Consider the following 21,521-nt stretch of genomic DNA (forward strand, 5'->3'; position numbering starts at 1 on the left):
CTTTTTCTTTTATTCTTCCCTCTTTCTTGTCCTTTTTAAACACCGAAAGAACATGGCGGAAGGTTTTCTATCAGCATGGGCGCTTAGCTGCTGAGTTTTTCTTTAATAAGTCTCTTTAATTCTTTTCTTTCTCCAGAGATGACAAGGGTGTCTCCTTCTTCAATCACCGTATCTGGTCCTGGATTTAAAATTTTCTCATGTGATTTTCTCACAATGGCGATGACTGTTACTTGATAGTTTTGGCGAACACTCAGGTCTCCGATCGTCTGGTTAACAGCCGGTGCGTTCTTTTCAATCTTAAACCATTCAATGATGAGTTCATCAATGGCCACCTCCACTGTCTCAAGCGCTTTTGGTTTATAGACCATGCCGCCTAAAATAGCCGAGATTTGTCTTGCTTCTTCATCGCTAAGCAAGATACCAGAAATACATTCTTCGTGATCATCTTCTTGAAAATGATACATCTCTCTTCTGCCGTCATCATGTGTGATAATGGCAAGCTTCTCATTATTTCTTGTGATCATTTCGGCTTTGTGACCGATACCTGGCAGTTCAGTTTCCCGAACCTTCATAACAGCCCCTCCAATGAATAAAAGCCAAATGCCCCAAACGGACACATGCTTTCTATACTGATCTAAACGTATGTCATTATAGCAAAAGACCATTTCAAGATCAATGAAACCCGAAATGTTTTTACATATCATCTTATTGTTGTGACGTTGACAAATATGATGCATGAAAAAAAGACTGCCAAGCTGGCAGTCTTTCTTGTTTAAATATCTTGTTCTGTGTCGATTTTAGCCGGCTTTTTCAGCTCACGACCTTTCCATATCAGCCAAATTTGTGCCGCAATGTAAAGGGATGAATACACCCCTGTTAATAGGCCGACAAGTAAGGCAATGGAGAAGTTTGTAATAGATGCTGAACCGAAAATGAGAAGTGCAATCACCACTACAAGTACGGTAAGCACGGTGTTCACAGAACGCGTAAAGGTTTGCTGTAAACTTAAATTCACAATGTACGATAAATCTTCGATCGTTTTCGGTTTGCGTTTCTTCATTTGCTCACGCACCCTGTCGAAGGTGACAATCGTGTCATTGATTGAGTACCCAATGACCGTGAGTATCGCTGCAATGAAGGTGACATCCACCTCTAAGCGCGTAATACTAAAGAAGGCAACGATAAAGAATGCATCGTAAAGCAGAGAGATTATCGCTGCAATCGCCATTTTATACTCAAATCGGACGGATACATATAAGATAATCCCGATCGAAGCAATGATGACAGCGTATAATGCGTTACGCGCCAGCTCTTTTCCGACCGTCGGAGACACTGTACTTACGTTAGGCTCCGTTCCGTATTTATCTTTGAAATAATCTTTCACTTCAGCAATTTTTTCTTTATTCGGAACACCGACAAATCGAGCTGCTGCTTGATTTTCTTTTTGCCCCGATAACACAACACTGTCTGTCTCAAGGTCTAGCTTTTTAAAATCTTGCTCCACCTGTTCTGTTGACAGTTTATGGTCACTTTGAATATCAACTCTAGTACCACTTGCAAAGTCAATACCTGCATTGAGCTTGAAGATCGACAGCACAATGATTCCAGCAATGGTAATGGCTGCTGAGAAAATCATAAAGCCTTTACGTTTGCTGACGAAATCCCATTTATCAAATGGTGTTTTCGGTTCAGTATTTTCAGTTGTTTCATGAATATCAATGATGTCTTTCTGACGAACACCAAACCAGCCTTTTCTGCGATCGAGATAACGGCTTTCTACAAGTAAGCCAAGAAGGAATCTTGATAGGAAGACAGCCGTGATAAAGCTTGTCAAAATCGATAGGATAAGCATGGTTGCAAACCCTTTGACAGAGCTTGTTCCAAAGAAGAATAGAACCCCGCCGGCAATAATACTTGTTAAGTTTGCATCAAAGATCGTGGCAAACGATCTGCGGTTACCCGATCTGAAAGCAGAACGGACAGATTTACCGAGCTTGAGCTCTTCTTTAATCCGCTCATACGTAATAATGTTGGCATCGACAGCCATCCCTACCCCAAGAATCAATGCAGCGATTCCAGGCAGTGTCATGACCGCCCCCATCCAGTCAAAGACTTGCAGTGTGATATAGATATAAGCTGACAGTGTAATGACAGCAACAAGACCTGGTAATCGGTAATAAAACAGCATGAATAAGAAGATAAATGCTATTCCTACAATTCCTGCGAAGACTGTTTCGTTTAGTGCTTGCTCACCAAACTGTGCACTCACAGATGTTGAATATTTTTCGGTTAATTTTACTGGCAATGCGCCGGCATTTAAAATGCTCGCAAGGTCTTTTGCCTCTTGAACCGTAAAGTTTCCTTCGATTTGTACGTCACTGCTGTTAATTTCTTGGTTTACATTCGGCGCAGATACATACTTATGATTTGATTTAGAGACTTCTTTTTTGAAGGAATCTCCCTTATGATAATCAAGCCAAATGACAAGCTGATTGTTTGGTGCCATCGCCGCTACTTTTTTTGTCACGTCACCAAACTTTTTCGCATCCTTTAGTTTGACCGTCACGATCGGCTCATTCGTTTGATTGAATGTTTGTTTTGCACCATTTTCAACAAGATCAGATCCGTTTAGAAGCTCTTTGTCATTCGTATCTCTGAAGGAAAGCTGTGCTTCAGTCGATAGAATCTCCCGTGCTCTGTTTTGATCTTTTACACCCGCAAGCTGTACGCGAATACGGTTGTTTCCTTCAATCGAAATGTTCGGCTCACTGACCCCAAGCACGTTGGCTCTTCGGTTTAAAGCCTCTACTGTACTGACGAGAACACCATTTGTGATCTTGTCTTCTTTTTTCACTGGGTGTACATCATACAGAACCTCAAATCCACCCTGTAAGTCCAGCCCTAGCGTCATATCTTTCGCAACGGGCTTCGTTAATAAGCCCACACCAGTTCCGATTAACAGAACCACTAAGAAAAACGCAAGTATGCGCCCTTTTTTCATTATGTATTTCCTCCTTAAACACCTGAATCCATTTAGATGGCTTATTTCAACAGTTCATCCAGCATATTCTTGCCATCTTCACTGTCCAAAAAAGCAGACGTTTTAAACGACTGAACGGTTGCATAGTTCATAAATTCGCCAATTTTCACAGATAAAATATCTGCAACCATTTCATGAATCGGATACTCTTGTTTTTTCTTCCACTTCTTATTCTCTAAGTATGACCATAATTCCTCTAAATCTACATCTTTATAGCCCAAAACGATGAATTCTTCAAGCTTACTGAACAGAAAAGGCTTTAGATGGTCTTTGTATATAGCAGCCGGATGTTGTGTCATTGTGAGGCTCCCCCTTTTCAGTTTTTTATCGAGAGACTTGTCATGCTTGGACGATATACACGCATATCTTATTGTATATGATTCTATGTCGTTTGAGAAGGCAGGTGATCTGTGATTTGACGAAGCAAACGTTTTTAAAAGGGACGATTATTTTAATTTTAGCAGGTTTTATTACAAGAATATTGGGTTTTGTCAATCGAATTGTGATTGCAAGGTTCATTGGTGAAGAAGGCGTAGGGCTTTATATGATGGCAGCGCCTACCTTTTTTCTCGCCGTGACGCTGACACAATTCGGACTTCCTGTTGCTATTAGTAAGCTAGTCGCAGAAGCAGAAGCCCGTGGTGACAAACAGAAAACAAAACGCATTCTAGTGATGTCCCTTGCGATAACAGGAACACTCAGCCTGATTTTCACGCCGCTCTTTTTATGGTTTGCCCCTATTATGGCGGAAAATATGCTGACAGATCCTAGAACGGTCTATCCTCTGCTTGCCATTACACCCGTCGTACCCGTTATTGCGATCTCTAGTGTGTTAAGGGGCTATTTCCAAGGAAGACAACAAATGAGCCCGCTTGCGATGTCGCAAGTACTAGAACAGGTCGCAAGAATTTCACTCGTGGCAGTATGTACAACAGCGTTCCTGCCTTATGGAATTGAATACGCAGCGGCAGGCGCTATGATTTCATCTGTCATCGGCGAAATGATTTCACTTGCTTACTTACTGATTGCCTTTCGTTATAAAAAGACCATCCGTATCCGAAAACGTTTTTTCAAGGCAATTCATGATGGGAAGGATACGTTTAAGCAGCTCATGAGTATTGCCCTGCCAACGACAGGCAGCCGTTTCATCGGCAATATCTCTTGGTTTTTAGAACCGATTGTAGTCGCGCAAAGCCTTGCGATTGCCGGTTATGCAGCTGTGGAAGCAACAAGGCAGTATGGAGAATTGACGGGACTTGCGCTCACCCTTTTGACACTTCCTAGTTTTATCACGTATTCTCTCTCCACCGCACTAGTTCCAGCGATTAGTGAGGGGATGGAACAGAACAAACGCAAAACGGTCGAATACCGGCTCAAGCAGGCGATGCGCCTTTGTTTATTAAGCGGGGGCATTTCATGTATTATCCTTTTCGTGTATGCAGAAAATTTAACCCTCTTCATGTATGGTTCATCTCATGCCGCTGTCTATGTAAAATTCATGGCGCCCTTCTTTTTGCTCTATTACTTTCAAGGGCCGCTGCAGGCTGTCCTTCAAGCATTAAATTTAGCGGGGGCAGCGATGACCAACAGTTTGATAGGAGCTGTTGTGAAAACAGGCATGATCTTTGTTCTTGCTTCACAGCCAAGCTTTGGCATTATGGGCGCAGCGCTTGCGATCCTCATTGGCATCGTTCTTGTCACGTTGCTCCATGCGGCAACTGTCGGTAAAGTGCTGCCTATTCATTTACCATTAAAAGAATATGGACTTTGCGTCCTTGTGATCATCGGCACTGGGGCAGTCAGCTTATGGATGAAACATCAAGCGAGCGGACTCTTTTCCGCACCTTTAGAGCTTGTCATGATGATCTTTTTGACGTGCGTGCTGTATGTCATTCTATTAATCTGTCTTGGGCTAGTGAAACGAGAAGAGCTGCGCCGCATCCCGTTTATTGGGAAGCTGCTGTAGCTCATCTTTTCTTTATAATTTCATCTTTCAAATCAATATAAAAATTCTTCTGATTAAAGCTGCAGTAAGAGATTTGCTCGATATCATGATAGCCTCTTTTGGCAAGCTCCTTTATCAGCCACTGTTCATCATGGTTGATCTGCTTGAGATGATCATGCTGAACCACACCGTCTGCAATAAGCGGGAGCTCAAGCGCTGCATGTTTGCGCTTGTTTTCTTTTTCAACAACGGCGAGCTTTCCTGAAGGCTCCAAGATGGCATATGAGACATCCTGGATACTATCGATGTTATTTTCTCTTAATTGAATCAGCAAATCATCAAAATTGTATCGCTGTTTTCTCATCGCACCCTCGTCTATTTTTCCGTTGATGATGAGCAGGGCCGGCTTACCGTCGAGAAAACGCCGGACACCTTGAAATTTTAATGACAAATAGGCAAGGGTGATTTGAATGAAGGTTAACAGCAGGATCGGCCATACTGTATGTAACATGTGATCCTCTACTTCTTCTATGGCGAGCACCGCAATTTCAGCGATCATCATAAAAATAACAAGATCTAAAATACTCAGTTCCCCAATCTCCCTTTTGCCCATTAAACGAAAGATAAACCAAATGAGAAAATATAAAATGATTGTTCTCATGGAGATAATTAAGATGTCCTGCATATGATGTAAACCCTCCTTCTCCACCATAGCTTGTGTCAAAACACTTTATTTATGTAGAAAAGAAAGCCTCGGTTTTTATCACGAGAAACATGTCTATTTTTTCTTCTCCGTGAATACATTTTAGTAAAAGACAAGCTTCGGTCAATTGGAGAGGAGACGAATCACATGCAGGAAACGAAACAAATAGGAAAAGGCATTTTATCTGGCTTAATTGCTATTTTTGTCGTGATGATTGTCACAAGCTTACTTGTATCACTGATGCTTACCTTCACAAGTATGCAGGAATCATCGTTTAAATGGATGATCATGATCTTGTCCTTTGCGGCACTTTTTCTAGGAGGAATGATTTCTGGAGGGAAAGCAAAGGAACGGGGCTGGCTCATTGGCGCCATGACCTCTTTTATCTTTTCACTCACTGTTTTTTTATTTCAATATTTAGGGTTTGGAGAAACCTTTTCACCAGAACAATTCATCTATCATGCAGCCTTTTTGGGAATTTGTATGCTAGGGGGAATGATTGGGGTTAATCTTCGGGGCAAATAAAAAAAGAGCGAATGATATCGCTCTTTTTTTATCGCTATGTATTGGAGGATTAACCTTTGTCAGCTAATTCTCTAATAGCACGTCGGTCGAAAGTTAAACGGTTGTTTTCGCTTGTTTTGATGACCACTTTTGATTCATCAATGTAGTCGATTTCACCGTGTAAACCACCGATTGTGACGATTTTATCGCCTTTTGATAAAGATTGCTGCATCTGACGCACAGCTTTTTGTTGCTTTTGCTGTGGACGGATTAACAAGAAGTAAAGCACAGCAAACATGACAACAATCATAATGATTGAACCCATACCACCATCCATTCTATCTCACCCCTTTCTAAAGCATTGTAAAGCTTTTCGTTTATGCGTTAAAAGTTTTTCGCATTCGGCTTGTTAAAGCCATAACGCTCAAAAAACTCTTCTCTAAAATCACCTAAACGATCCTCACGGATAGCTTCTCTCACTTGCTCCATTAATTTTAACAGAAAATGAAGATTATGATAAGTTGTTAATCGAATTCCGAACGTCTCATTTGTACGGATCAAATGTCTAATATAAGCGCGTGTGTAATTTTTACATGTGTAGCAGTCACAGTTTTCATCGATTGGTCTGAAATCACGCTCATATTTAGCATTTTTCACAACAAGGCGTCCTTCACTTGTCATGAGCGTACCATTTCTTGCAATTCGCGTTGGCAGTACACAGTCAAACATATCGACACCGCGAATCGCACCGTCAATTAATGAATCTGGTGAGCCGACACCCATTAAGTACCTTGGCTTGTCATCCGGTAAAAATGGCGTTGTGAACTCCAGCACTCGGTTCATCACGTCTTTTGGTTCACCAACAGATAAACCTCCAATGGCATAGCCTGGGAAATCAAGTGAAACAAGATCTTTTGCACTTTGTTTACGAAGCTCTTCGTATTCTCCGCCCTGTACAATGCCAAACAGTCCTTGATCCTCTGGACGCTGGTGCGCTGTTAAGCAGCGCTCTGCCCATCTGCTTGTCCGCTCTACAGAACGTTTCATATAATCGTACTCTGCTGGGTACGGAGGACATTCGTCAAATGCCATCATAATATCTGAGCCGAGCGCATTTTGAATCTCCATCGCTTTTTCAGGAGAAAGGAACAACTTATCTCCATTTAAGTGATTACGGAAGTGAACGCCTTCCTCTTCAATTTTTCTAAATTCACTTAAAGAAAACACTTGGAAACCGCCTGAATCTGTTAGAATCGCTCGATCCCAGTTCATAAATTTGTGCAGACCGCCTGCTTCTTTGACAATGTCATGCCCAGGGCGCAGCCATAGATGATACGTATTGCTTAAAATGATGCCTGCTTCCATTGCTTTTAACTCTTCAGGCGCCATTGTTTTCACTGTAGCCAGTGTACCAACTGGCATAAATACAGGTGTTTCAAAGGAGCCGTGCGGTGTATGAACGCGCCCAAGACGTGCACCTGTTTGTTTGCATGATTTAATGAACTCATAACGTATCGGTAATTGCGACAAAAATGAGCCCTCCTGTCTTTGTTGTATGATGTTATTGAATCAGCATGGCATCGCCAAAACTGAAGAATCGGTATTCCTCTTTTACAGCCTCATTGTACGCTTTTAGGACATGCTCTCGTCCAGCTAATGCACTGACAAGCATAATTAAAGACGATTTTGGCAAGTGGAAATTCGTGATCATGCCATCAATTGCCTTAAATGTATAGCCTGGATAAATAAAAATCGACGTCCAGCCGCTTGACGCTTTGAATTCACCATCATAAGCACTTGCAATGGTTTCAAGCGTTCTTGTCGAAGTTGTTCCGACTGAAATAATCCGCCCGCCTTCTTTGCGCACGCGATTAAGTTCTTCTGCCGTTTCTTCATTCATTTCGTAAAACTCTGCGTGCATTTCATGTTCTTCAATGCGTTCAGCACTGACCGGTCGAAATGTGCCAAGCCCTACATGGAGCGTAATAAACGCAATATGCACTCCTTTTGCTTTCAGTGCATCCAGCAGTTCATTTGTAAAGTGAAGACCGGCAGTAGGCGCAGCAGCCGAACCAACCTCTTTGGAATAAACGGTTTGATAACGCTCACGATCGTCAAGCTGCTCTTTAATATACGGAGGCAGCGGCATTTCACCTAAAGATTCAAGTACTTCATAAAAAATGCCTGTATACTGAAACTCAACTTTTCTTCCGCCATGTTCCAGTTCTTCTGTACATACCGCTTTTAATCGTCCATCACCAAATGTAATGACTGTTCCGTTTTTCACACGTTTTGCTGGTTTCACGAGCGTTTCCCATTTGTCTCCTTCTTCTTGTTTCAAAAGAAGCAGCTCCACTTTAGCACCCGTATCCTCTTTCGTTCCAAACAGACGTGCAGGCAATACACGTGTATTGTTTAAAACGAGACAATCACCCTTTTGAAAGTAATCTGTGATTTGCGAGAATGTATCATGTGTGATGTCACCTGTTTGTTTATTTAAGACCATCAGTCTTGATGCATCTCGTTTTTCAAGCGGGACTTGTGCAATCAATCTTTCTGGTAAATCAAAATCAAATAGTTCTAACTTCATTTCCTTCACCTATTCTGTAGTTAACTAGTTAACGTTATTTCATCCGTCCGAAGACATTGAGTAAAATGGTTAGGACGATGCTAATGACAATGCATGTAATCACAGGAAAAAAGAACGTTACGTTCCCTTTTTTCACGAAAATATCGCCAGGAAGTTTCCCAACCAATTGAAACACTAAACCTGCGGCAAAAAGGACACCACCTAAAATCATCAACATTTTAGGGAATTCAGTCACGAATCGGAACCTCCATATGAAAATGTTCATACGCTTCTCTTGTGACGACCCGCCCTCTTGGTGTTCTTTGCAGAAAACCAATTTGCAGTAAATACGGTTCGTACACATCTTCAATCGTATGTGATTCTTCTCCAATTGTCGCTGAGATCGTATCAAGTCCAACAGGACCGCCTCTAAATTTTTCAATCATACTTAAAAGCAGCTTATGATCGATATGATCAAGTCCGAGTCTGTCAACTTGCAGACGCTCAAGAGCATCTTCTGCAATGTCTTGTGTGATCGCATGATTTCCAAGCACCTGCGCAAAATCTCTTACTCTTCTGAGCAGACGATTGGCGACCCTCGGTGTGCCTCTAGATCTTCTTGCAATCTCTTCAGCTGAACGAATGTCGATCCCAATCTCAAACAGCTCGGCTGTTCTTGCTACAATGTGAGCCAAATCTCTTTGCTCATAGTATTCCAATCTTGCATGAACCCCAAACCTATCACGAAGCGGCGCTGTTAATAGCCCAACACGGGTTGTAGCACCTACAAGCGTAAATGGCGGTAAATCAAGCCGCACAGAGCGTGCTGTATCTCCTTTTCCAATCACGATATCTAGACAAAAGTCCTCCATCGCTGGATATAGCACTTCCTCTATTGAACGCTGCAAGCGATGAATTTCATCAATAAACAGAACATCGCCAGGTTCAAGAGATGTTAAGATCGCCGCCAAATCGCCAGGGCGTTCAATCGCTGGTCCAGACGTTGTACGCAGCTGAACATTCATTTCATTGGCAATGATTGACGCAAGCGTTGTTTTCCCAAGTCCCGGCGGTCCATATAAAAGGACGTGATCCAGTGTTTCCTGCCTCATTCGGGCAGCTTCAATAAATACGCTGAGATTATCCTTTACTTTCTGCTGGCCAATATATTGACTAAGCGTCTGTGGACGCAGACTTTGCTCAATGGCTGATTCATGGTTGTCTGCTTCAGTTGAGACGAGCCGTTCATCCATGAGACATCACCCTATTTCAACATTTTTTGTAAAGCTTTTTTCACATATTGATCGGTTGTAAGATTCTTCTCTTCTTTTAATAAAGGAAGAACCTTTTTGATTTCACGATCACCATACCCAAGGACACTTAAAGCTTCAACCGCTTCATCTAAAGCGCTTTGCTGTGTTTCAACCTGAATATGATCCTCGTGGTTAAATAAGTTTCCTATCATTTCAGGCACCACATCTGCGAGCTTCCCTTTCAGATCTAGAATGATCTGACGTGCTGTTTTTTTGCCAACACCCGGGAATTTAATGAGGAAAGCTTCATCCTCTCGTTCGATCGCTGAAATGACAGCGCCAGGGTCACCGGAAGCAAGAATCGCAAGCGCACCCTTCGGTCCAATCCCTGTGACATTTAACAGTTTTGTGAACAACGCTTTTTCTTCTCGTGTTTGGAATCCATATAACGAAAAAGCGTCTTCCTTTATGTAATGATACGTATAAATCGTTTCTTGTTTTGTTACTCGATAGATAAACGGATTTGGGGTATAGACTTGATATCCCACTCCGCCGTTTTCAATGACAACATATTGCGGGCACACATAATCAATGGTCCCTTTTACAAACTCTATCACCGTTTTCACCTCTTTGACTGTTCTCCATTGTAACATAAATCGAAGAGAAAACCGTAATAAAAGTTAACATACGTTCGCTCAGCCTTTTTTCATAGTCAACCCATGAAAAAGAGCTTGCGGTCTTCACACCAGCAAGCTGTCATACGATTAAAACGATTGTTCATTTCGGTAAGGTTTCATGACTTCAAGCACATGCTCAAATTCATCTTTTGTTCGAAACGGAATGCCTTGTGCAAGCTGCTGCTCTACATGACTTTCCAAGCGGGACGTATCAATTTGAAAAAAGAGATGAATAGGCTCCGCCCACCCGTCAGGCCTTCCATGAAACGTAGAAATCACGCCGTCTTCTGATAATCCGATATATCCATTTGCTTTACTCAAAGGTGATATATCGTCAATTTGTTTTCTAAAAAGGGCAAAATCCTCTCGCTGTTCTACCAATGTCCAGCCCTTATACTGGGCCCAAAATGTGTCTTTGTCTTCTAATGATGCCCGCTGTCTTTCAATACTTACATCGCCGTCTAGATAGACCTTTTCAAGCTGAACGTTGATGGTTTTTGACTCTTTTTGCAAGTGTTCTGCTGCTTCCATATCAACAGCGAAAAAGAGTACACTTGTCATGATAAGTCCTGTAACGAAATACTTTATTTTCACTTTCACTATTTACACCTCTTTAGAACATAAGATCGATGCATGACATATGTAGTTTGACCCATTTTGCTACACATTAACCAAATCGATGTCTTGACACATATTGAGAGTCTTTCGTTGTATCCTTCGTGCGTAAATGTTATGTTTTATACAATCCATTGCTCTACCGAATTACATGGTTTTTTCATCATTCGTTTTTCAGCCGCATAAACTGAAACCAAAGAAGGTGAAGTCAATGTCAGATGTCAAAAGATTAGCCGAATCGATTCAGTATCAAGAAGAAAAGCGTTTTAATAAGCTCGTCTTTAAACCGGCTGAGCTTGAGCTGTGCGGCAAAGGAAGAAGTGCCTATGTATTTTCATACAAAAAAGACGGCAAGAAAATGGCGTTAAAAGTCTTTTTTCCTTCTTATCGAAACATCGCCCGCAAAGAGGCTGCAATTTATGAAAAACTTTCCGGCTCCTCCTATTATCCTGAGATTTATGAGCCTGGGGATCAGTATATTTTAATGGAATATATTAAAGGTTATACTTTCTATGAATGCCTGACAAAAGGAATTCCGATCAAAAAACAAATGATTGAACAAGTAGATGATGCATTGGAAGAAGCACGCGCGAAAGGTTTAAATCCTTCTGATATTCATCTGCGAAATTTAATTTTAACAAAGGATGGCCGCGTCAGGGTCATTGACGTCGCCCGCTTCACGCAAACGAAAACATGTCATCAATGGGATGATTTAAAAGCTGCATACGCCTATTATCAAAAACCTTTTTTCCCTAAAAAAGCGCCGCGGCTGTGGCTTGAAGTGATTGCCTATTTGTATAAGAAAAACTGGCTGTCTCGAGGTCAGCTGAACAACCGAAATGATTTTACTGCATAATGAAAGCCGCTCGAAAAGAGCGGCTTTCAGATTGTTGACAAAGGGCTAAAATGAACTTTATTTTAGCCCTTTGTCTTCTTTTCAGCGTGATAGAAAACCTTTGAATTCTAGGAAGGACGAGTACCAGCGCGGAGCGAATTTGACATTCGTGAGCACCGGCACGCAGGACTGACAAAGAATGCGAGGGTTTGTCTACACGCTGAAAGCCGCTCTCTTTGAGCGGCTTTCTGTTTTATTCTGTTTCTACATGGATACTATTCACATTTAATAGGTTAATGATTTCATTATTCAGCTTAAACCAATGATTGGCTTCCTCAATTTTTTTATACACATCATAGGTAGCTGGACGTTTCAGCTCGAAATCGAGCACTTCCCCATTGTTCATATGAAATGTTACCTTAAATACTTTCATCATAAGATCACCTTCCACTCTGTCTTGTTCACTAACCAAATCGGTCAGCTCTTTTCATTCATTCTCTATTCAATCCGTTTCCCCTGCTTCTTTCCTTCTAAACACAAGAAGTTTAAATTTTGTTTAAATTCGCACAACATATCTATCTATGTACTCTTCAAAAGAAGTATATTGAATGAAAAGGAGGCTACTTTTATGAAACAAAAGAAAAAACGAACATCTCCAGAGAGACAAACAGTCCTGTTTCATTTAACAGATGCCCTCATCCCAAGTGTTGAAACGATGGCGATTGCAGTAAGAGCATTTTTGCACCTCGTAAGAAAAGCCATTTCAGCCGTTTTATAAAACCCCGCACTAGAGGAGTGCGAGGTTTTTTTTAGGATTGATAGATTTGGCTGCCTTGATTGATAAACTCTTTTGCCTTCTTCTCCATCTCTCTTTTCACTTCTTCTGATTGGTTGCGGATGTCATGGGAAATTTTCATACTGCAAAACTTTGGTCCACACATGGAACAAAAATGAGCAGTTTTAGCACCTTCAGCAGGCAATGTTTCATCATGGAATGCCAGCGCTCGTTCTGGGTCAAGTGACAGATGAAATTGATCCCGCCATCTGAATTCAAATCTCGCTTTCGATAAGGCATCATCACGCTTTTGAGCAGCAGGATGTCCTTTTGCTACATCAGCTGCATGTGCGGCAATTTTATAGGCGATGACGCCTTCTCTTACATCTTCTTTGTTCGGCAGACCTAAATGCTCTTTTGGTGTCACATAGCACAGCATGGCGGTTCCGTACCAGCCAATCATCGCCGCACCGATCGCGGATGTAATATGATCATATCCCGGTGCAATATCTGTTGTTAGAGGACCTAACGTATAAAAAGGTGCCTCTTTGCATATCTCCATCTGCTTATCGACATTCTCTTTGATTTTATCCATTGGAACATGACCAGGTCCTTCAATCATGACCTGTACATCATGTTTCCAAGCGATCTCTGTCAATTCCCCTAACGTTTCCAGCTCTGCAAACTGCGCTTCGTCATTTGCGTCCGCAATGGATCCAGGTCTGAGCCCGTCCCCAAGCGAAAAGGCAATGTCATACGTTTTCATGATTTCACAAATTTCTTCAAAATGGGTATACAGAAAGTTCTCTTGATGATGAGCGAGACACCATCTTGCCATAATGGCTCCGCCTCTTGAAACAATTCCTGTGACCCGGTCGACTGTGAGCGGAATATACCTTAACAGGACGCCCGCATGAATGGTGAAGTAGTCAACCCCTTGCTCTGCCTGTTCAATTAATGTGTCTCGGTATACTTCCCACGTCAAATTTTCTGCGATTCCATTCACTTTTTCAAGTGCCTGATAAATCGGGACAGTTCCTACTGGGACTGGGCAATTGCGGATAATCCATTCTCTCGTTGTATGAATGTCCTTTCCTGTAGACAGGTCCATCATCGTATCTGCCCCCCATCTAATTGCCCATGTCATCTTCTCCACCTCTTCTTCAATGGACGACGTCACAGCTGAATTGCCAATATTCGCATTAATTTTCACGTGAAAATTCTTCCCGATGATCATCGGCTCACTTTCAGGATGGTTGATATTCGCTGGAATGACCGCTCTTCCACTAGCCACTTCCTCTCTAACAAACTCAGGACTTAGCTGTTCTCTCAAAGCGATAAACTCCATTTCAGGCGTAATGATCCCCTTTTTTGCATAATGCATTTGCGTCACACAAGCACCTTGTTTCCCGCGGAGCGGCACATGATGAAAATCTGTATGGGCAGCTTGAAAGGATTCTTTCCTATTCAAGCGATATCCATTATCTTCTGGCTTTACTTGACGCCCTTCATAGCTTTCAGTATCTTCTCTTTCTTTAATCCATTTTGATCTCAGGCGCTTTAATCCCTTTGTGACATCAATATGAGCCTCCTCATCTGTATACGGTCCACTTGTATCGTACACACGAATCGGTTCATTTTGGATATCTCCTGCTTGTGTCACTGTATTTGTGAGCACAATTTCTCTTTTTGGCACCAAAATGTCAGGTCTTGAGCCTTGTTCATATACCTTTCGACTGCCTTCAAAGTTTGATAATAAAGATTGCGTTGATGGAACATTTGTCTTTTCATTCATTTGCTGTTCTCTCCTTCTTTTCGTGTGACCGGTCAGGATGGAATCAGCACCAGCAAAAAACCAGATTCTATGTAAAGAACCTGGTTTCGTCGTCAGAAAAAAACATGTATGCCATTCATATGGCACATGTATCATCTTCAACTTCCCCACGCTGGTACGAGCCAGATCAGGTCCAAAGGGTTAAGAAGCTTGTCTTCTCTCTCAGCCCGCATTTCCGGGCACCCCTAGTCACTTATATTGATTTCCACAACAGTGTAGCATAGCTGAGAAATGAAAAAAAGAAGTTTCAGGAAAATAGTTCCTTTCCCCTACAATGAATACATGATCTTCACATATACATCTTTCTATACACGATCTACCTCTCTCATTTCGATTAAATCAGAAATAATCATTGATCCTTTTCTCCTATTATGTATAATTAATCTAAACGGAGAATTTTTATACAAACATGATTCAAAGGAAGTTCTAGTCGATTGCAAACATTTCTTACATTTATCGTCGTTGGATTCTCAATTGCTCTACCTGTTGGAGCGATCACGGTTGAAATGACAAAGCAGGGATTAAAAAACGGATTCTTTCATGGATTAACTGTAGGCGCTGGTGGTATGACCATCGATATATTGCTCATCTTGGCTTTATATGCTGGATTTGCTCAATTTTTATCTTTGCCCTTTATCCAAATTCCGCTCTGGCTGATCGGTGCCATCTTTTTAATGATTCTTGCCTACGATTCGATTAAAAATGCGGATCAAGACATCCATTTAGCAGGAGAAAAAGTGAATAAATCATTCGCTAAAACATACCGAAATGGGCTGCTCGTCGCGGTATCCCCTGGAAACCTTGTGTTCTGGGTATCTGTGTTTGGTGCTGTACTGGCAGATGCTTATAAAAATACAAATTCATCTGAATTTATATTGGCTGCTACGGGTATTTTGGCAGGGATTCTTCTTCATGACATCGGTCTTCTCACGATTGTTTCCCTAACAAGAAAAGTGATGAACCGAACCATGATTAAGTGGACATCCATTATTGCCGGTATTTTATTACTTGGATTTGGCTGTTATTTCTTTTATGAATTTTATATCGGGATCAAAGTTTATTTTTAAAGAAAGGCTAAAGTTCGTCATGAACTTTAGCCTTTTTTATTCCAGCTTATCGGGTCATGCCTGTCTGACCTGTTTCAAATTGCGTTTTTCTCATATCTCTGAAGCGTGTAAATGCGCCTTCGTCTTTAATGACTTGGACAGCTCTACCATCTGCATAACGAGTCGCTGCTTCTTCTACTTGTGATACACCCTCTGATGTCAAGCGCCCATCTGTTTTAAGAGCAATATACACATTTTCATCCGTCACCATGACTTGTGAGTCTGTCACATGGTTCATTTTGTTCACTCGGTTGGCGATTTTTCTTGAACGCTGGATGTTCTCTTGTTTATCGTAGCCAGAGAACGACATTTGGTTATGATAGTTCATATCTCCATGACTGTAACGTCCATCTCCACCAGTAAGCGGCATCCTCACTTGATCCTGTGTAGGGCGTGAACGATAATCAACATTCGTTGTATTTCTTCCGTTCATTCCCTCCATAAGCTCAGAAACCGGTCCTTGATGATCTTGGTTGTTGTCTGTTGCCTGTTGATTGGAGTGGTATCCAACTGGCTGACCTGATTGATTATGACGTGTATCTACACCCGCATTGTTATTTGTACCACATGCCGTTAATCCAATAGGTAGAAGCACTAAGGCGATTGTTTTTTGCCATTTTTGTCTCAAACGAAAAACCCCCTGTACAAATTGAATCTCATGAGCGCAAAACAGGCTCTGTTTTAGCATGTACAGTTGAGGACAAAAACAAGCTGTCAGTTATAAACAAAAAAAGGAACGATTGAGATCGTCCCTTGTGTCATTAATCTTCTTCGTCTTCTTCTGGTCTTGCAAAGACAGATGGGTTTTGATAAGGCTGCTGCATATAAGGCTGTGCTGGATAAGCACCCATTTGACCATATGGAACAGGGGTTGGATAATGTCCAAGCCATGGTTGATGATGCTTCATGCCATCATCGCATCCGCAGTCTTCCTTGCCATATGCTTCATTTGGAGCGTTTGGATAAAAGCCTTGATTGGCATTTGCATTTGCATTTGCATTTGCGCCTGCATTTGGATGCATATGGTGGTGCCAGTGATGCCCATCGTTTGCATGATGCTCATGATGTTCACCGTAATAAGCCGGTGCTTGATACGCAGGATAATAAGGCTGAGCCGCCGGGTAAGGATACGGCATCATGTGATGGTGATAATACGGCTGTACCGGATAACAAAGGCCTGATCCCGGTAAAATAGGAGAAGCGGGTACCATTTGCTGCGGATATGGATACATTGCTGGCATGTAATGACCATAACCATAATAAGGATCATATGACTCTTGATGATGGTGGTGATGCTCTTTATTTTCAGCCATGCCCCCTACTGCTGCCCCTCCAACATTCGGCATTTGCGGGAAATTAGGAAGGTTTGGGTAATTACTATGTTCCATATCTTTTCCCTCCTCTTTTTGATGTGGGATATGAATGAATGGATCATATCCCTTCGCCACTTCATCTTTGAAATGATCCTTATTTTCATGATGAAAATGGTCCTTGTGATCTTTATGATCCTTTTTCTCATGAACATGATCTTTCTTTTCATGAACGTGATCTTTTTTCTCATGATGTTCTTTTTTGGGAGGAGGCGTGAATGGCTGGTAGAGATTCGTCTGATAATAGTTTACATCAACTTGTGGAAAAACTGGCTGTTCAATCTTTGGTACTGGTGGCACATAAGGTACCGGTTCATTCGGCTTTTCCTTCGGCTTCGTATCTTGAACTTGCACGACATCCTTTGGCTTTTCTTTTACATACGGGTGTTCTTTTGCTTTTGGCATTTCTTTTGCTTTGTGATGATCGGTTTTTACAGGAACACCACTAGATGGAATTTTGATTTTCATTCCTGGCATGATCAAATCTGGATTACTGAGCTGCGAATTTAATTTTTTCAATTCTTGAAAGTCGACTCCGTACTTCTTTGAAATTTTCCAAAGGGAGTCTCCTTTTTGCACAATATGAATTTTCAACGTTTTCCCCTCCTATGCAAAACGTGAACGTAGCGGTTATGTCAGAAGTACAATATGTTTCAACATAAATTTATGCCTATTTACAAGCCGATATGATAAAAACTTGTTTTCTGATAGGAGGGGACACTTCATTATTTAATGGTGAGCATCTTATTTAAAGCGAGCAATGCCTCTTTTGTCGTCTCTTCATTCACTTGAATCAAACCGACCGGCTCCCCTTTTTCAATGCTTTCAAGTGACCATAGTAGATGAGGCAGATCAATACGGTTCATTGTCAAACATGGACACATATCTGGATTAAGGGATTCGATTTGTTTGTCAGGGTGCTGGTCAATGATGCGTTTCACTAAATTCATTTCTGTTCCAATGGCCCACTTGCTTCCTGCTGGTGCCTGCTTGATCGTATCAATAATAAATTTCGTTGAACCAGCTAGATCAGAAGCCTTTACAACTTCATGTGTACACTCTGGATGAACAAGAATCTGTATGTCACGGTCTCGTTTTCTCGTTTGTTCAATATTCTCAATGGTAAATTTCTCATGAACAGAGCAATGACCTTTCCATAAAATCATTTTGATTCGATGAAGCGGTTGGTCGGTGATGAGCTTTTCTTCTATTTGATCCCAGACAGCCATTTCCTCTAGCGGAATCCCTAAATCATAGGCCGTGTTACGCCCTAAATGCTGATCAGGAAGAAAAAGAATCCGCTCTTTTTGGGTCAGCGCCCACTCCAATACTTTTTTAGCGTTTGAAGATGTGACAGTCGATCCGCCATGTTTGCCGACAAATGCTTTAATATCAGCCGTTGAGTTTACATAAGTCAGCGGAAGGATCGTATCTCCAAACAGCTCAGTGAGCTTATCCCACGCCCTGTCTGTTTGTTTCATATTCGCCATATCTGCCATTGAACAGCCAGCTCTCATATCTGGCAAAAAGACGTGCTGATTCTTTTTTGATAGCATATCGGCCGTTTCTGCCATAAAATGAACCCCGCAAAATACAATGTATTCTGCTTCGTGATTGTCAGCAGCAATTTGTGCAAGCTGCAATGAATCACCTGTCACATCAGCAAATTGGATGACTTCATCTTTTTGATAATGATGACCCGGTATAAAAAGCTTTGATCCAAAGGCGCGTTTAATCTCTAATACTCTCTCTTTCATTTCATCATAAGAGCGCCGTTTATATTCATCTGGCATCATGGCTGTATGCTGCGCTGCTAACACATCAAGCATGGACATGAGTCGTTCCCCCTTTATGGCTGAATTCCATATTCATACTAAAATCGAATGATGGAGCAGAATGTGTGAGGAATCCAAGTGAAATAAGGTCTACACCTGTCCCCCGGTAGTTAGCCACATTCTCTAACGTGATGCCGCCAGATGCCTCTGTCAATATGGTTTCAGGGGTCATTTGTTTAAAGCGCTTCACTTCGTCTGGAGAGCAGTTGTCAAACATGATGACATCTGCTTTGGCATCAATGGCTTCCATCAGCTGTGCTTCTGATTCAATTTCCACTTCAATTTTCACCATATGACCGGCATATGCTCTAGCTTTCTCCACAGCTTCCCTGATAGAACCACAAGCCGCAATATGATTATCTTTAATCATCACCCCATCGGATAAGCCGAAACGATGATTCTTTCCGCCTCCGACTTTTACTGCGTACTTCTCCAGCATGCGCAAACCGGGTGTCGTCTTTCTCGTATCACAAATCGTAATAGATGGATCAGCTAATCGCTCTACTGCTTCATGCGTTAGTGTAGCAATCCCTGTCATTCTTTGCAGGATATTCAACACCACCCGCTCCCCTTTCAGCAAGTCGTTGACGGGGCCAGTTATTTGTGCCAGGACAGCCCCTTCATGAATCCAATCACCTTCTTGGAAGAACAGCTCAGTTTGAACTTGTTCATTCAGCAGTTTGTATCCCATATCAATGACTTGCGTCCCGGCCAATACGCCTGATTGTTTCGCCATGATGTAAGCTGTTCCTTTCTTGTCTCCAAAGATGGCATCAGCGGATACATCTCCAAACCCAATATCTTCTTTTAAAAAATGAGTGAGCATTTGCTTTAACTGTAAACGTTCCATTTGGCACCAATCCTTTCATTTTTTACGATATAAATATGGCCCTGTTCATGTACAATCTGTTTTGCTCGCCACGAAGCATCATGCCGATTAGGATAATCTGTGCGATAATGACCGCCCCTGCTTTCTGTTCGGAGTAATGCAGATTTGACAAGGCATATGGCTAAAGCCCATTGATTAGTTATTTCGATCTGTTCATTTGTGATATTCTTCACATTAATTTGCTGAAAAGAGACTTGTTCTAAATGATCGAGCAAAGTCTGTAAGCCTTTCTCATCTCTCACAATTGCGGCATATGCCGTCATCCATTTTCTGAGCTGAGCCAGTGACACCGTTGGGACAGACCATACTTCTTGAATGGAAGGAGCAAGGTTTTTATCTTGCCAGGCTTGCAACCGCTCAATATACCGTGCTGCGTTGTTTCCTAGAACGAGACCTTCTAAGAGCGAATTACTTGCCAGTCGATTGGCGCCGTGTAAACCTGTACAAGCTGCTTCACCAATGGCAAAAAGTGATGGAACTGTTGTTTCTCCATGTTCATTCACCTTAATTCCACCCATTAAAAAGTGCATACCGGGTGAAACTGGCAGCCTTCCGCTTGCCATATCAACTCCCGCACGCTGACACATCAAAGCAATCGCAGGAAAACGTGCAGAAAAATGCGGAATATCACGGATGTTCAGATAAATGGAATGACCGAGTTGCTGCTCATGGAAAATGGTCCTTGCCACCACATCTCTAGGCGCTAAATCGCTTTGCGGGTGGATTCCTTTCATGATCCACCTGCCTGATTCATCTTCTAAATAGGCGCCCTCTCCCCTGACTGCCTCTGATACGAGCCCGATCGCTTTACCTGAAGTGGTCAAAAGGGTCGGATGGAATTGCACAAATTCGAGATCTACTAGCTGTGCCCCTGCGCGATAGGCCATCATCAGACCATCTCCTGTCACAGACGGATCATTTGTGTTTGTCTCATATAAGGATCCACAGCCGCCAGTGGATAATACAACTGCATCTGCGGTCATTGTATGTACATGACCTTTTTCGTCTTTCCACACAACACCGGTACATATCCCTTCATGAACCAATAGATCCATGACATGATGGTTTTCGTATACATGAATGTGTGAGCCGAGCTTCCCTTTCAAAAACTGCACGAGGGTTTTTCCCGTTTGATCTCCCCCTGCATGCAGAATACGATGGGTCGTATGGGCTCCCTCTTTACCTAACTGCGGGATTCCCGTTTCATCTCGATCAAATGGGCAGCCCTCTTCTACGAGCTTCTTTACAAGATCTTTTCCATGACGGACGATCTCCTGTACAGTTTTGTCATCATTGTGACCACACCCCGCAGCTAAAGTGTCTTGCACATGCTGATCGACAGAATCATGTGCGGAAAAAGCTGCAGCGATTCCCCCTTGTGCAAGCATGGAATTACTAGAGGAAAATTGTTTTTTTGTCATCATGATGACTTGGCAGTTCTCTGAGATCGTATTCACAAAGGAAAGAGCCGCAATGCCCGACCCCACCACAATGACTTTTTTGATAGATGACACAATTGCCCCTCCTGTCATTTACACCTGTCTTGACACATATCATTACACAACACTACA

Annotated in this window: 23 protein-coding genes and 1 riboswitch; of the genes, 5 read left to right on the forward strand and 18 right to left on the reverse strand. The window is 42.1% G+C overall.

The genetic code is table 11. The features are described from left to right. Nucleotides 1-83: 83 nt before the first annotated feature. The 3 genes from MHI20_RS06230 to MHI20_RS06240 all read right to left on the reverse strand — a co-directional run bounded on the left by MHI20_RS06230 (nt 84) and on the right by MHI20_RS06240 (nt 3,339). A complete protein-coding gene (locus tag MHI20_RS06230; protein ID WP_046344113.1) occupies nt 84-572 on the reverse strand; it encodes a cation:proton antiporter regulatory subunit in 489 nt (162 codons plus the stop codon). A gap of 200 nt (nt 573-772) precedes the next feature. Further along, on the reverse strand, nt 773-3,001 hold the full coding sequence (gene secDF / locus MHI20_RS06235) for a protein translocase subunit SecDF (protein WP_048001809.1): 2,229 nt from the start codon (nt 2,999-3,001) through the stop codon (nt 773-775). Between the two features lie 41 nt (nt 3,002-3,042). Next, nucleotides 3,043-3,339: a post-transcriptional regulator gene (locus MHI20_RS06240; RefSeq protein WP_003216788.1), complete on the reverse strand. Its 297-nt coding sequence runs from the start codon at nt 3,337-3,339 to the stop codon at nt 3,043-3,045. A gap of 116 nt (nt 3,340-3,455) precedes the next feature. On the opposite strand from MHI20_RS06240, the gene spoVB reads away from it, so the two are divergent. Further along, nucleotides 3,456-5,006 carry a stage V sporulation protein B gene (spoVB, locus tag MHI20_RS06245; protein ID WP_019743030.1) on the forward strand — a complete coding sequence of 517 codons (1,551 nt, stop codon included), beginning with the start codon at nt 3,456-3,458 and terminating at the stop codon, nt 5,004-5,006. Nucleotide 5,007: 1 nt separating this feature from the next. Here spoVB and MHI20_RS06250 read toward each other — a convergent pair whose 3' ends face one another. Then, nucleotides 5,008-5,670: a DUF421 domain-containing protein gene (locus MHI20_RS06250; protein WP_024718383.1), complete on the reverse strand. Its 663-nt coding sequence runs from the start codon at nt 5,668-5,670 to the stop codon at nt 5,008-5,010. A gap of 165 nt (nt 5,671-5,835) precedes the next feature. On the opposite strand from MHI20_RS06250, the gene MHI20_RS06255 reads away from it, so the two are divergent. Beyond that, on the forward strand, nt 5,836-6,213 hold the full coding sequence (locus tag MHI20_RS06255; RefSeq protein ID WP_007501492.1) for a TIGR04086 family membrane protein: 378 nt from the start codon (nt 5,836-5,838) through the stop codon (nt 6,211-6,213). Between the two features lie 49 nt (nt 6,214-6,262). Here MHI20_RS06255 and yajC read toward each other — a convergent pair whose 3' ends face one another. The 7 genes from yajC to MHI20_RS06290 form a co-directional block, all read right to left on the reverse strand. Beyond that, on the reverse strand, nt 6,263-6,529 hold the full coding sequence (yajC, locus tag MHI20_RS06260) for a preprotein translocase subunit YajC (RefSeq protein WP_003216659.1): 267 nt from the start codon (nt 6,527-6,529) through the stop codon (nt 6,263-6,265). A gap of 47 nt (nt 6,530-6,576) precedes the next feature. Further along, a complete protein-coding gene (tgt, locus tag MHI20_RS06265; RefSeq protein WP_008342748.1) occupies nt 6,577-7,722 on the reverse strand; it encodes a tRNA guanosine(34) transglycosylase Tgt in 1,146 nt (381 codons plus the stop codon). A 31-nt stretch (nt 7,723-7,753) separates the two neighbouring features. Continuing rightward, the gene (gene queA, locus MHI20_RS06270) at nt 7,754-8,782 is read right to left on the reverse strand and encodes a tRNA preQ1(34) S-adenosylmethionine ribosyltransferase-isomerase QueA (protein WP_007501498.1); all 1,029 of its coding nucleotides are present in this window, start codon (nt 8,780-8,782) and stop codon (nt 7,754-7,756) included. A 34-nt stretch (nt 8,783-8,816) separates the two neighbouring features. Next, the gene (locus tag MHI20_RS06275) at nt 8,817-9,017 is read right to left on the reverse strand and encodes a DUF2905 domain-containing protein (RefSeq protein ID WP_008342752.1); all 201 of its coding nucleotides are present in this window, start codon (nt 9,015-9,017) and stop codon (nt 8,817-8,819) included. Then, nucleotides 9,010-10,014, reverse strand: coding sequence for a Holliday junction branch migration DNA helicase RuvB (gene ruvB, locus MHI20_RS06280; protein ID WP_007501501.1), 1,005 nt, complete (start codon nt 10,012-10,014; stop codon nt 9,010-9,012). The genes MHI20_RS06275 and ruvB overlap by 8 nt, the downstream gene beginning before the upstream one ends. Nucleotides 10,015-10,025: 11 nt before the next feature. Then, a complete protein-coding gene (ruvA, locus tag MHI20_RS06285; RefSeq protein WP_047947106.1) occupies nt 10,026-10,631 on the reverse strand; it encodes a Holliday junction branch migration protein RuvA in 606 nt (201 codons plus the stop codon). A gap of 147 nt (nt 10,632-10,778) precedes the next feature. Continuing rightward, complete coding sequence (locus tag MHI20_RS06290; RefSeq protein WP_008342756.1) at nt 10,779-11,291, reverse strand: intercompartmental signaling factor BofC; 513 nt, start codon at nt 11,289-11,291, stop codon at nt 10,779-10,781. A 226-nt stretch (nt 11,292-11,517) separates the two neighbouring features. Here MHI20_RS06290 and MHI20_RS06295 point away from each other — a divergent pair, with 226 nt between their 5' ends. Continuing rightward, nucleotides 11,518-12,162: a protein kinase family protein gene (locus MHI20_RS06295; RefSeq protein ID WP_340937224.1), complete on the forward strand. Its 645-nt coding sequence runs from the start codon at nt 11,518-11,520 to the stop codon at nt 12,160-12,162. 232 nt (nt 12,163-12,394) lie between these two features. On the opposite strand, the gene MHI20_RS06300 is transcribed toward MHI20_RS06295, so the two are convergent. Continuing rightward, on the reverse strand, nt 12,395-12,577 hold the full coding sequence (locus MHI20_RS06300; RefSeq protein ID WP_008342761.1) for a hypothetical protein: 183 nt from the start codon (nt 12,575-12,577) through the stop codon (nt 12,395-12,397). Nucleotides 12,578-12,769: 192 nt separating this feature from the next. Between MHI20_RS06300 and MHI20_RS06305 the strand changes: the two genes are divergently transcribed. Continuing rightward, the gene (locus tag MHI20_RS06305) at nt 12,770-12,919 is read left to right on the forward strand and encodes a hypothetical protein (RefSeq protein WP_017367715.1); all 150 of its coding nucleotides are present in this window, start codon (nt 12,770-12,772) and stop codon (nt 12,917-12,919) included. Nucleotides 12,920-12,950: 31 nt separating this feature from the next. Here the strand turns inward: MHI20_RS06305 and thiC are convergent, their stop codons facing one another. Further along, on the reverse strand, nt 12,951-14,711 hold the full coding sequence (gene thiC, locus MHI20_RS06310; protein WP_327855088.1) for a phosphomethylpyrimidine synthase ThiC: 1,761 nt from the start codon (nt 14,709-14,711) through the stop codon (nt 12,951-12,953). Between the two features lie 126 nt (nt 14,712-14,837). Continuing rightward, nucleotides 14,838-14,947, reverse strand: a riboswitch (TPP riboswitch). A 237-nt stretch (nt 14,948-15,184) separates the two neighbouring features. Between thiC and MHI20_RS06315 the strand changes: the two genes are divergently transcribed. Beyond that, on the forward strand, nt 15,185-15,817 hold the full coding sequence (locus MHI20_RS06315) for a LysE family transporter (protein WP_041090919.1): 633 nt from the start codon (nt 15,185-15,187) through the stop codon (nt 15,815-15,817). A 46-nt stretch (nt 15,818-15,863) separates the two neighbouring features. Here MHI20_RS06315 and MHI20_RS06320 read toward each other — a convergent pair whose 3' ends face one another. From MHI20_RS06320 to nadB, 5 genes are all read right to left on the reverse strand, one after another. Then, a complete protein-coding gene (locus tag MHI20_RS06320) occupies nt 15,864-16,484 on the reverse strand; it encodes a YhcN/YlaJ family sporulation lipoprotein (protein ID WP_017367717.1) in 621 nt (206 codons plus the stop codon). A 133-nt stretch (nt 16,485-16,617) separates the two neighbouring features. Next, a complete protein-coding gene (gene safA / locus MHI20_RS06325; RefSeq protein ID WP_340937229.1) occupies nt 16,618-17,820 on the reverse strand; it encodes a SafA/ExsA family spore coat assembly protein in 1,203 nt (400 codons plus the stop codon). Nucleotides 17,821-17,951: 131 nt separating this feature from the next. Then, nucleotides 17,952-19,061 (reverse strand): quinolinate synthase NadA, encoded by a 1,110-nt coding sequence (gene nadA, locus MHI20_RS06330; RefSeq protein ID WP_024718391.1) that lies wholly within the window; start codon nt 19,059-19,061, stop codon nt 17,952-17,954. Next, nucleotides 19,048-19,911 carry a carboxylating nicotinate-nucleotide diphosphorylase gene (nadC, locus tag MHI20_RS06335; RefSeq protein WP_017367720.1) on the reverse strand — a complete coding sequence of 288 codons (864 nt, stop codon included), beginning with the start codon at nt 19,909-19,911 and terminating at the stop codon, nt 19,048-19,050. Before nadC ends, nadA begins: the two co-directional genes overlap by 14 nt. Then, nucleotides 19,893-21,464, reverse strand: coding sequence for an L-aspartate oxidase (gene nadB, locus MHI20_RS06340; RefSeq protein WP_340937231.1), 1,572 nt, complete (start codon nt 21,462-21,464; stop codon nt 19,893-19,895). The genes nadC and nadB overlap by 19 nt, the downstream gene beginning before the upstream one ends. Nucleotides 21,465-21,521: the final 57 nt, after the last annotated feature.

This window comes from Bacillus sp. FSL K6-1106, assembly GCF_038005245.1.
GTDB classification, from domain to species: Bacteria; Bacillota; Bacilli; order Bacillales; family Bacillaceae; genus Bacillus; species Bacillus altitudinis.

Excerpts from the sequence above, each read along its gene's own strand:
- MHI20_RS06230 (WP_046344113.1), bottom strand. The coding sequence starts at position 572 with ATGAAGGTTCGGGAAACTGAACTGCCAGGTATCGGTCACAAAGCCGAA.
- secDF (WP_048001809.1), bottom strand. The coding sequence starts at position 3,001 with ATGAAAAAAGGGCGCATACTTGCGTTTTTCTTAGTGGTTCTGTTAATC.
- MHI20_RS06240 (WP_003216788.1), bottom strand. The coding sequence starts at position 3,339 with ATGACACAACATCCGGCTGCTATATACAAAGACCATCTAAAGCCTTTT.
- MHI20_RS06250 (WP_024718383.1), bottom strand. The coding sequence starts at position 5,670 with ATGCAGGACATCTTAATTATCTCCATGAGAACAATCATTTTATATTTT.
- MHI20_RS06255 (WP_007501492.1), top strand. The coding sequence starts at position 5,836 with ATGCAGGAAACGAAACAAATAGGAAAAGGCATTTTATCTGGCTTAATT.
- yajC (WP_003216659.1), bottom strand. The coding sequence starts at position 6,529 with ATGGATGGTGGTATGGGTTCAATCATTATGATTGTTGTCATGTTTGCT.
- queA (WP_007501498.1), bottom strand. The coding sequence starts at position 8,782 with ATGAAGTTAGAACTATTTGATTTTGATTTACCAGAAAGATTGATTGCA.
- ruvB (WP_007501501.1), bottom strand. The coding sequence starts at position 10,014 with ATGGATGAACGGCTCGTCTCAACTGAAGCAGACAACCATGAATCAGCC.
- MHI20_RS06295 (WP_340937224.1), top strand. The coding sequence starts at position 11,518 with ATGTCAGATGTCAAAAGATTAGCCGAATCGATTCAGTATCAAGAAGAA.
- MHI20_RS06300 (WP_008342761.1), bottom strand. The coding sequence starts at position 12,577 with ATGATGAAAGTATTTAAGGTAACATTTCATATGAACAATGGGGAAGTG.
- MHI20_RS06305 (WP_017367715.1), top strand. The coding sequence starts at position 12,770 with ATGAAACAAAAGAAAAAACGAACATCTCCAGAGAGACAAACAGTCCTG.
- thiC (WP_327855088.1), bottom strand. The coding sequence starts at position 14,711 with ATGAATGAAAAGACAAATGTTCCATCAACGCAATCTTTATTATCAAAC.
- nadA (WP_024718391.1), bottom strand. The coding sequence starts at position 19,061 with ATGTCCATGCTTGATGTGTTAGCAGCGCAGCATACAGCCATGATGCCA.
- nadC (WP_017367720.1), bottom strand. The coding sequence starts at position 19,911 with ATGGAACGTTTACAGTTAAAGCAAATGCTCACTCATTTTTTAAAAGAA.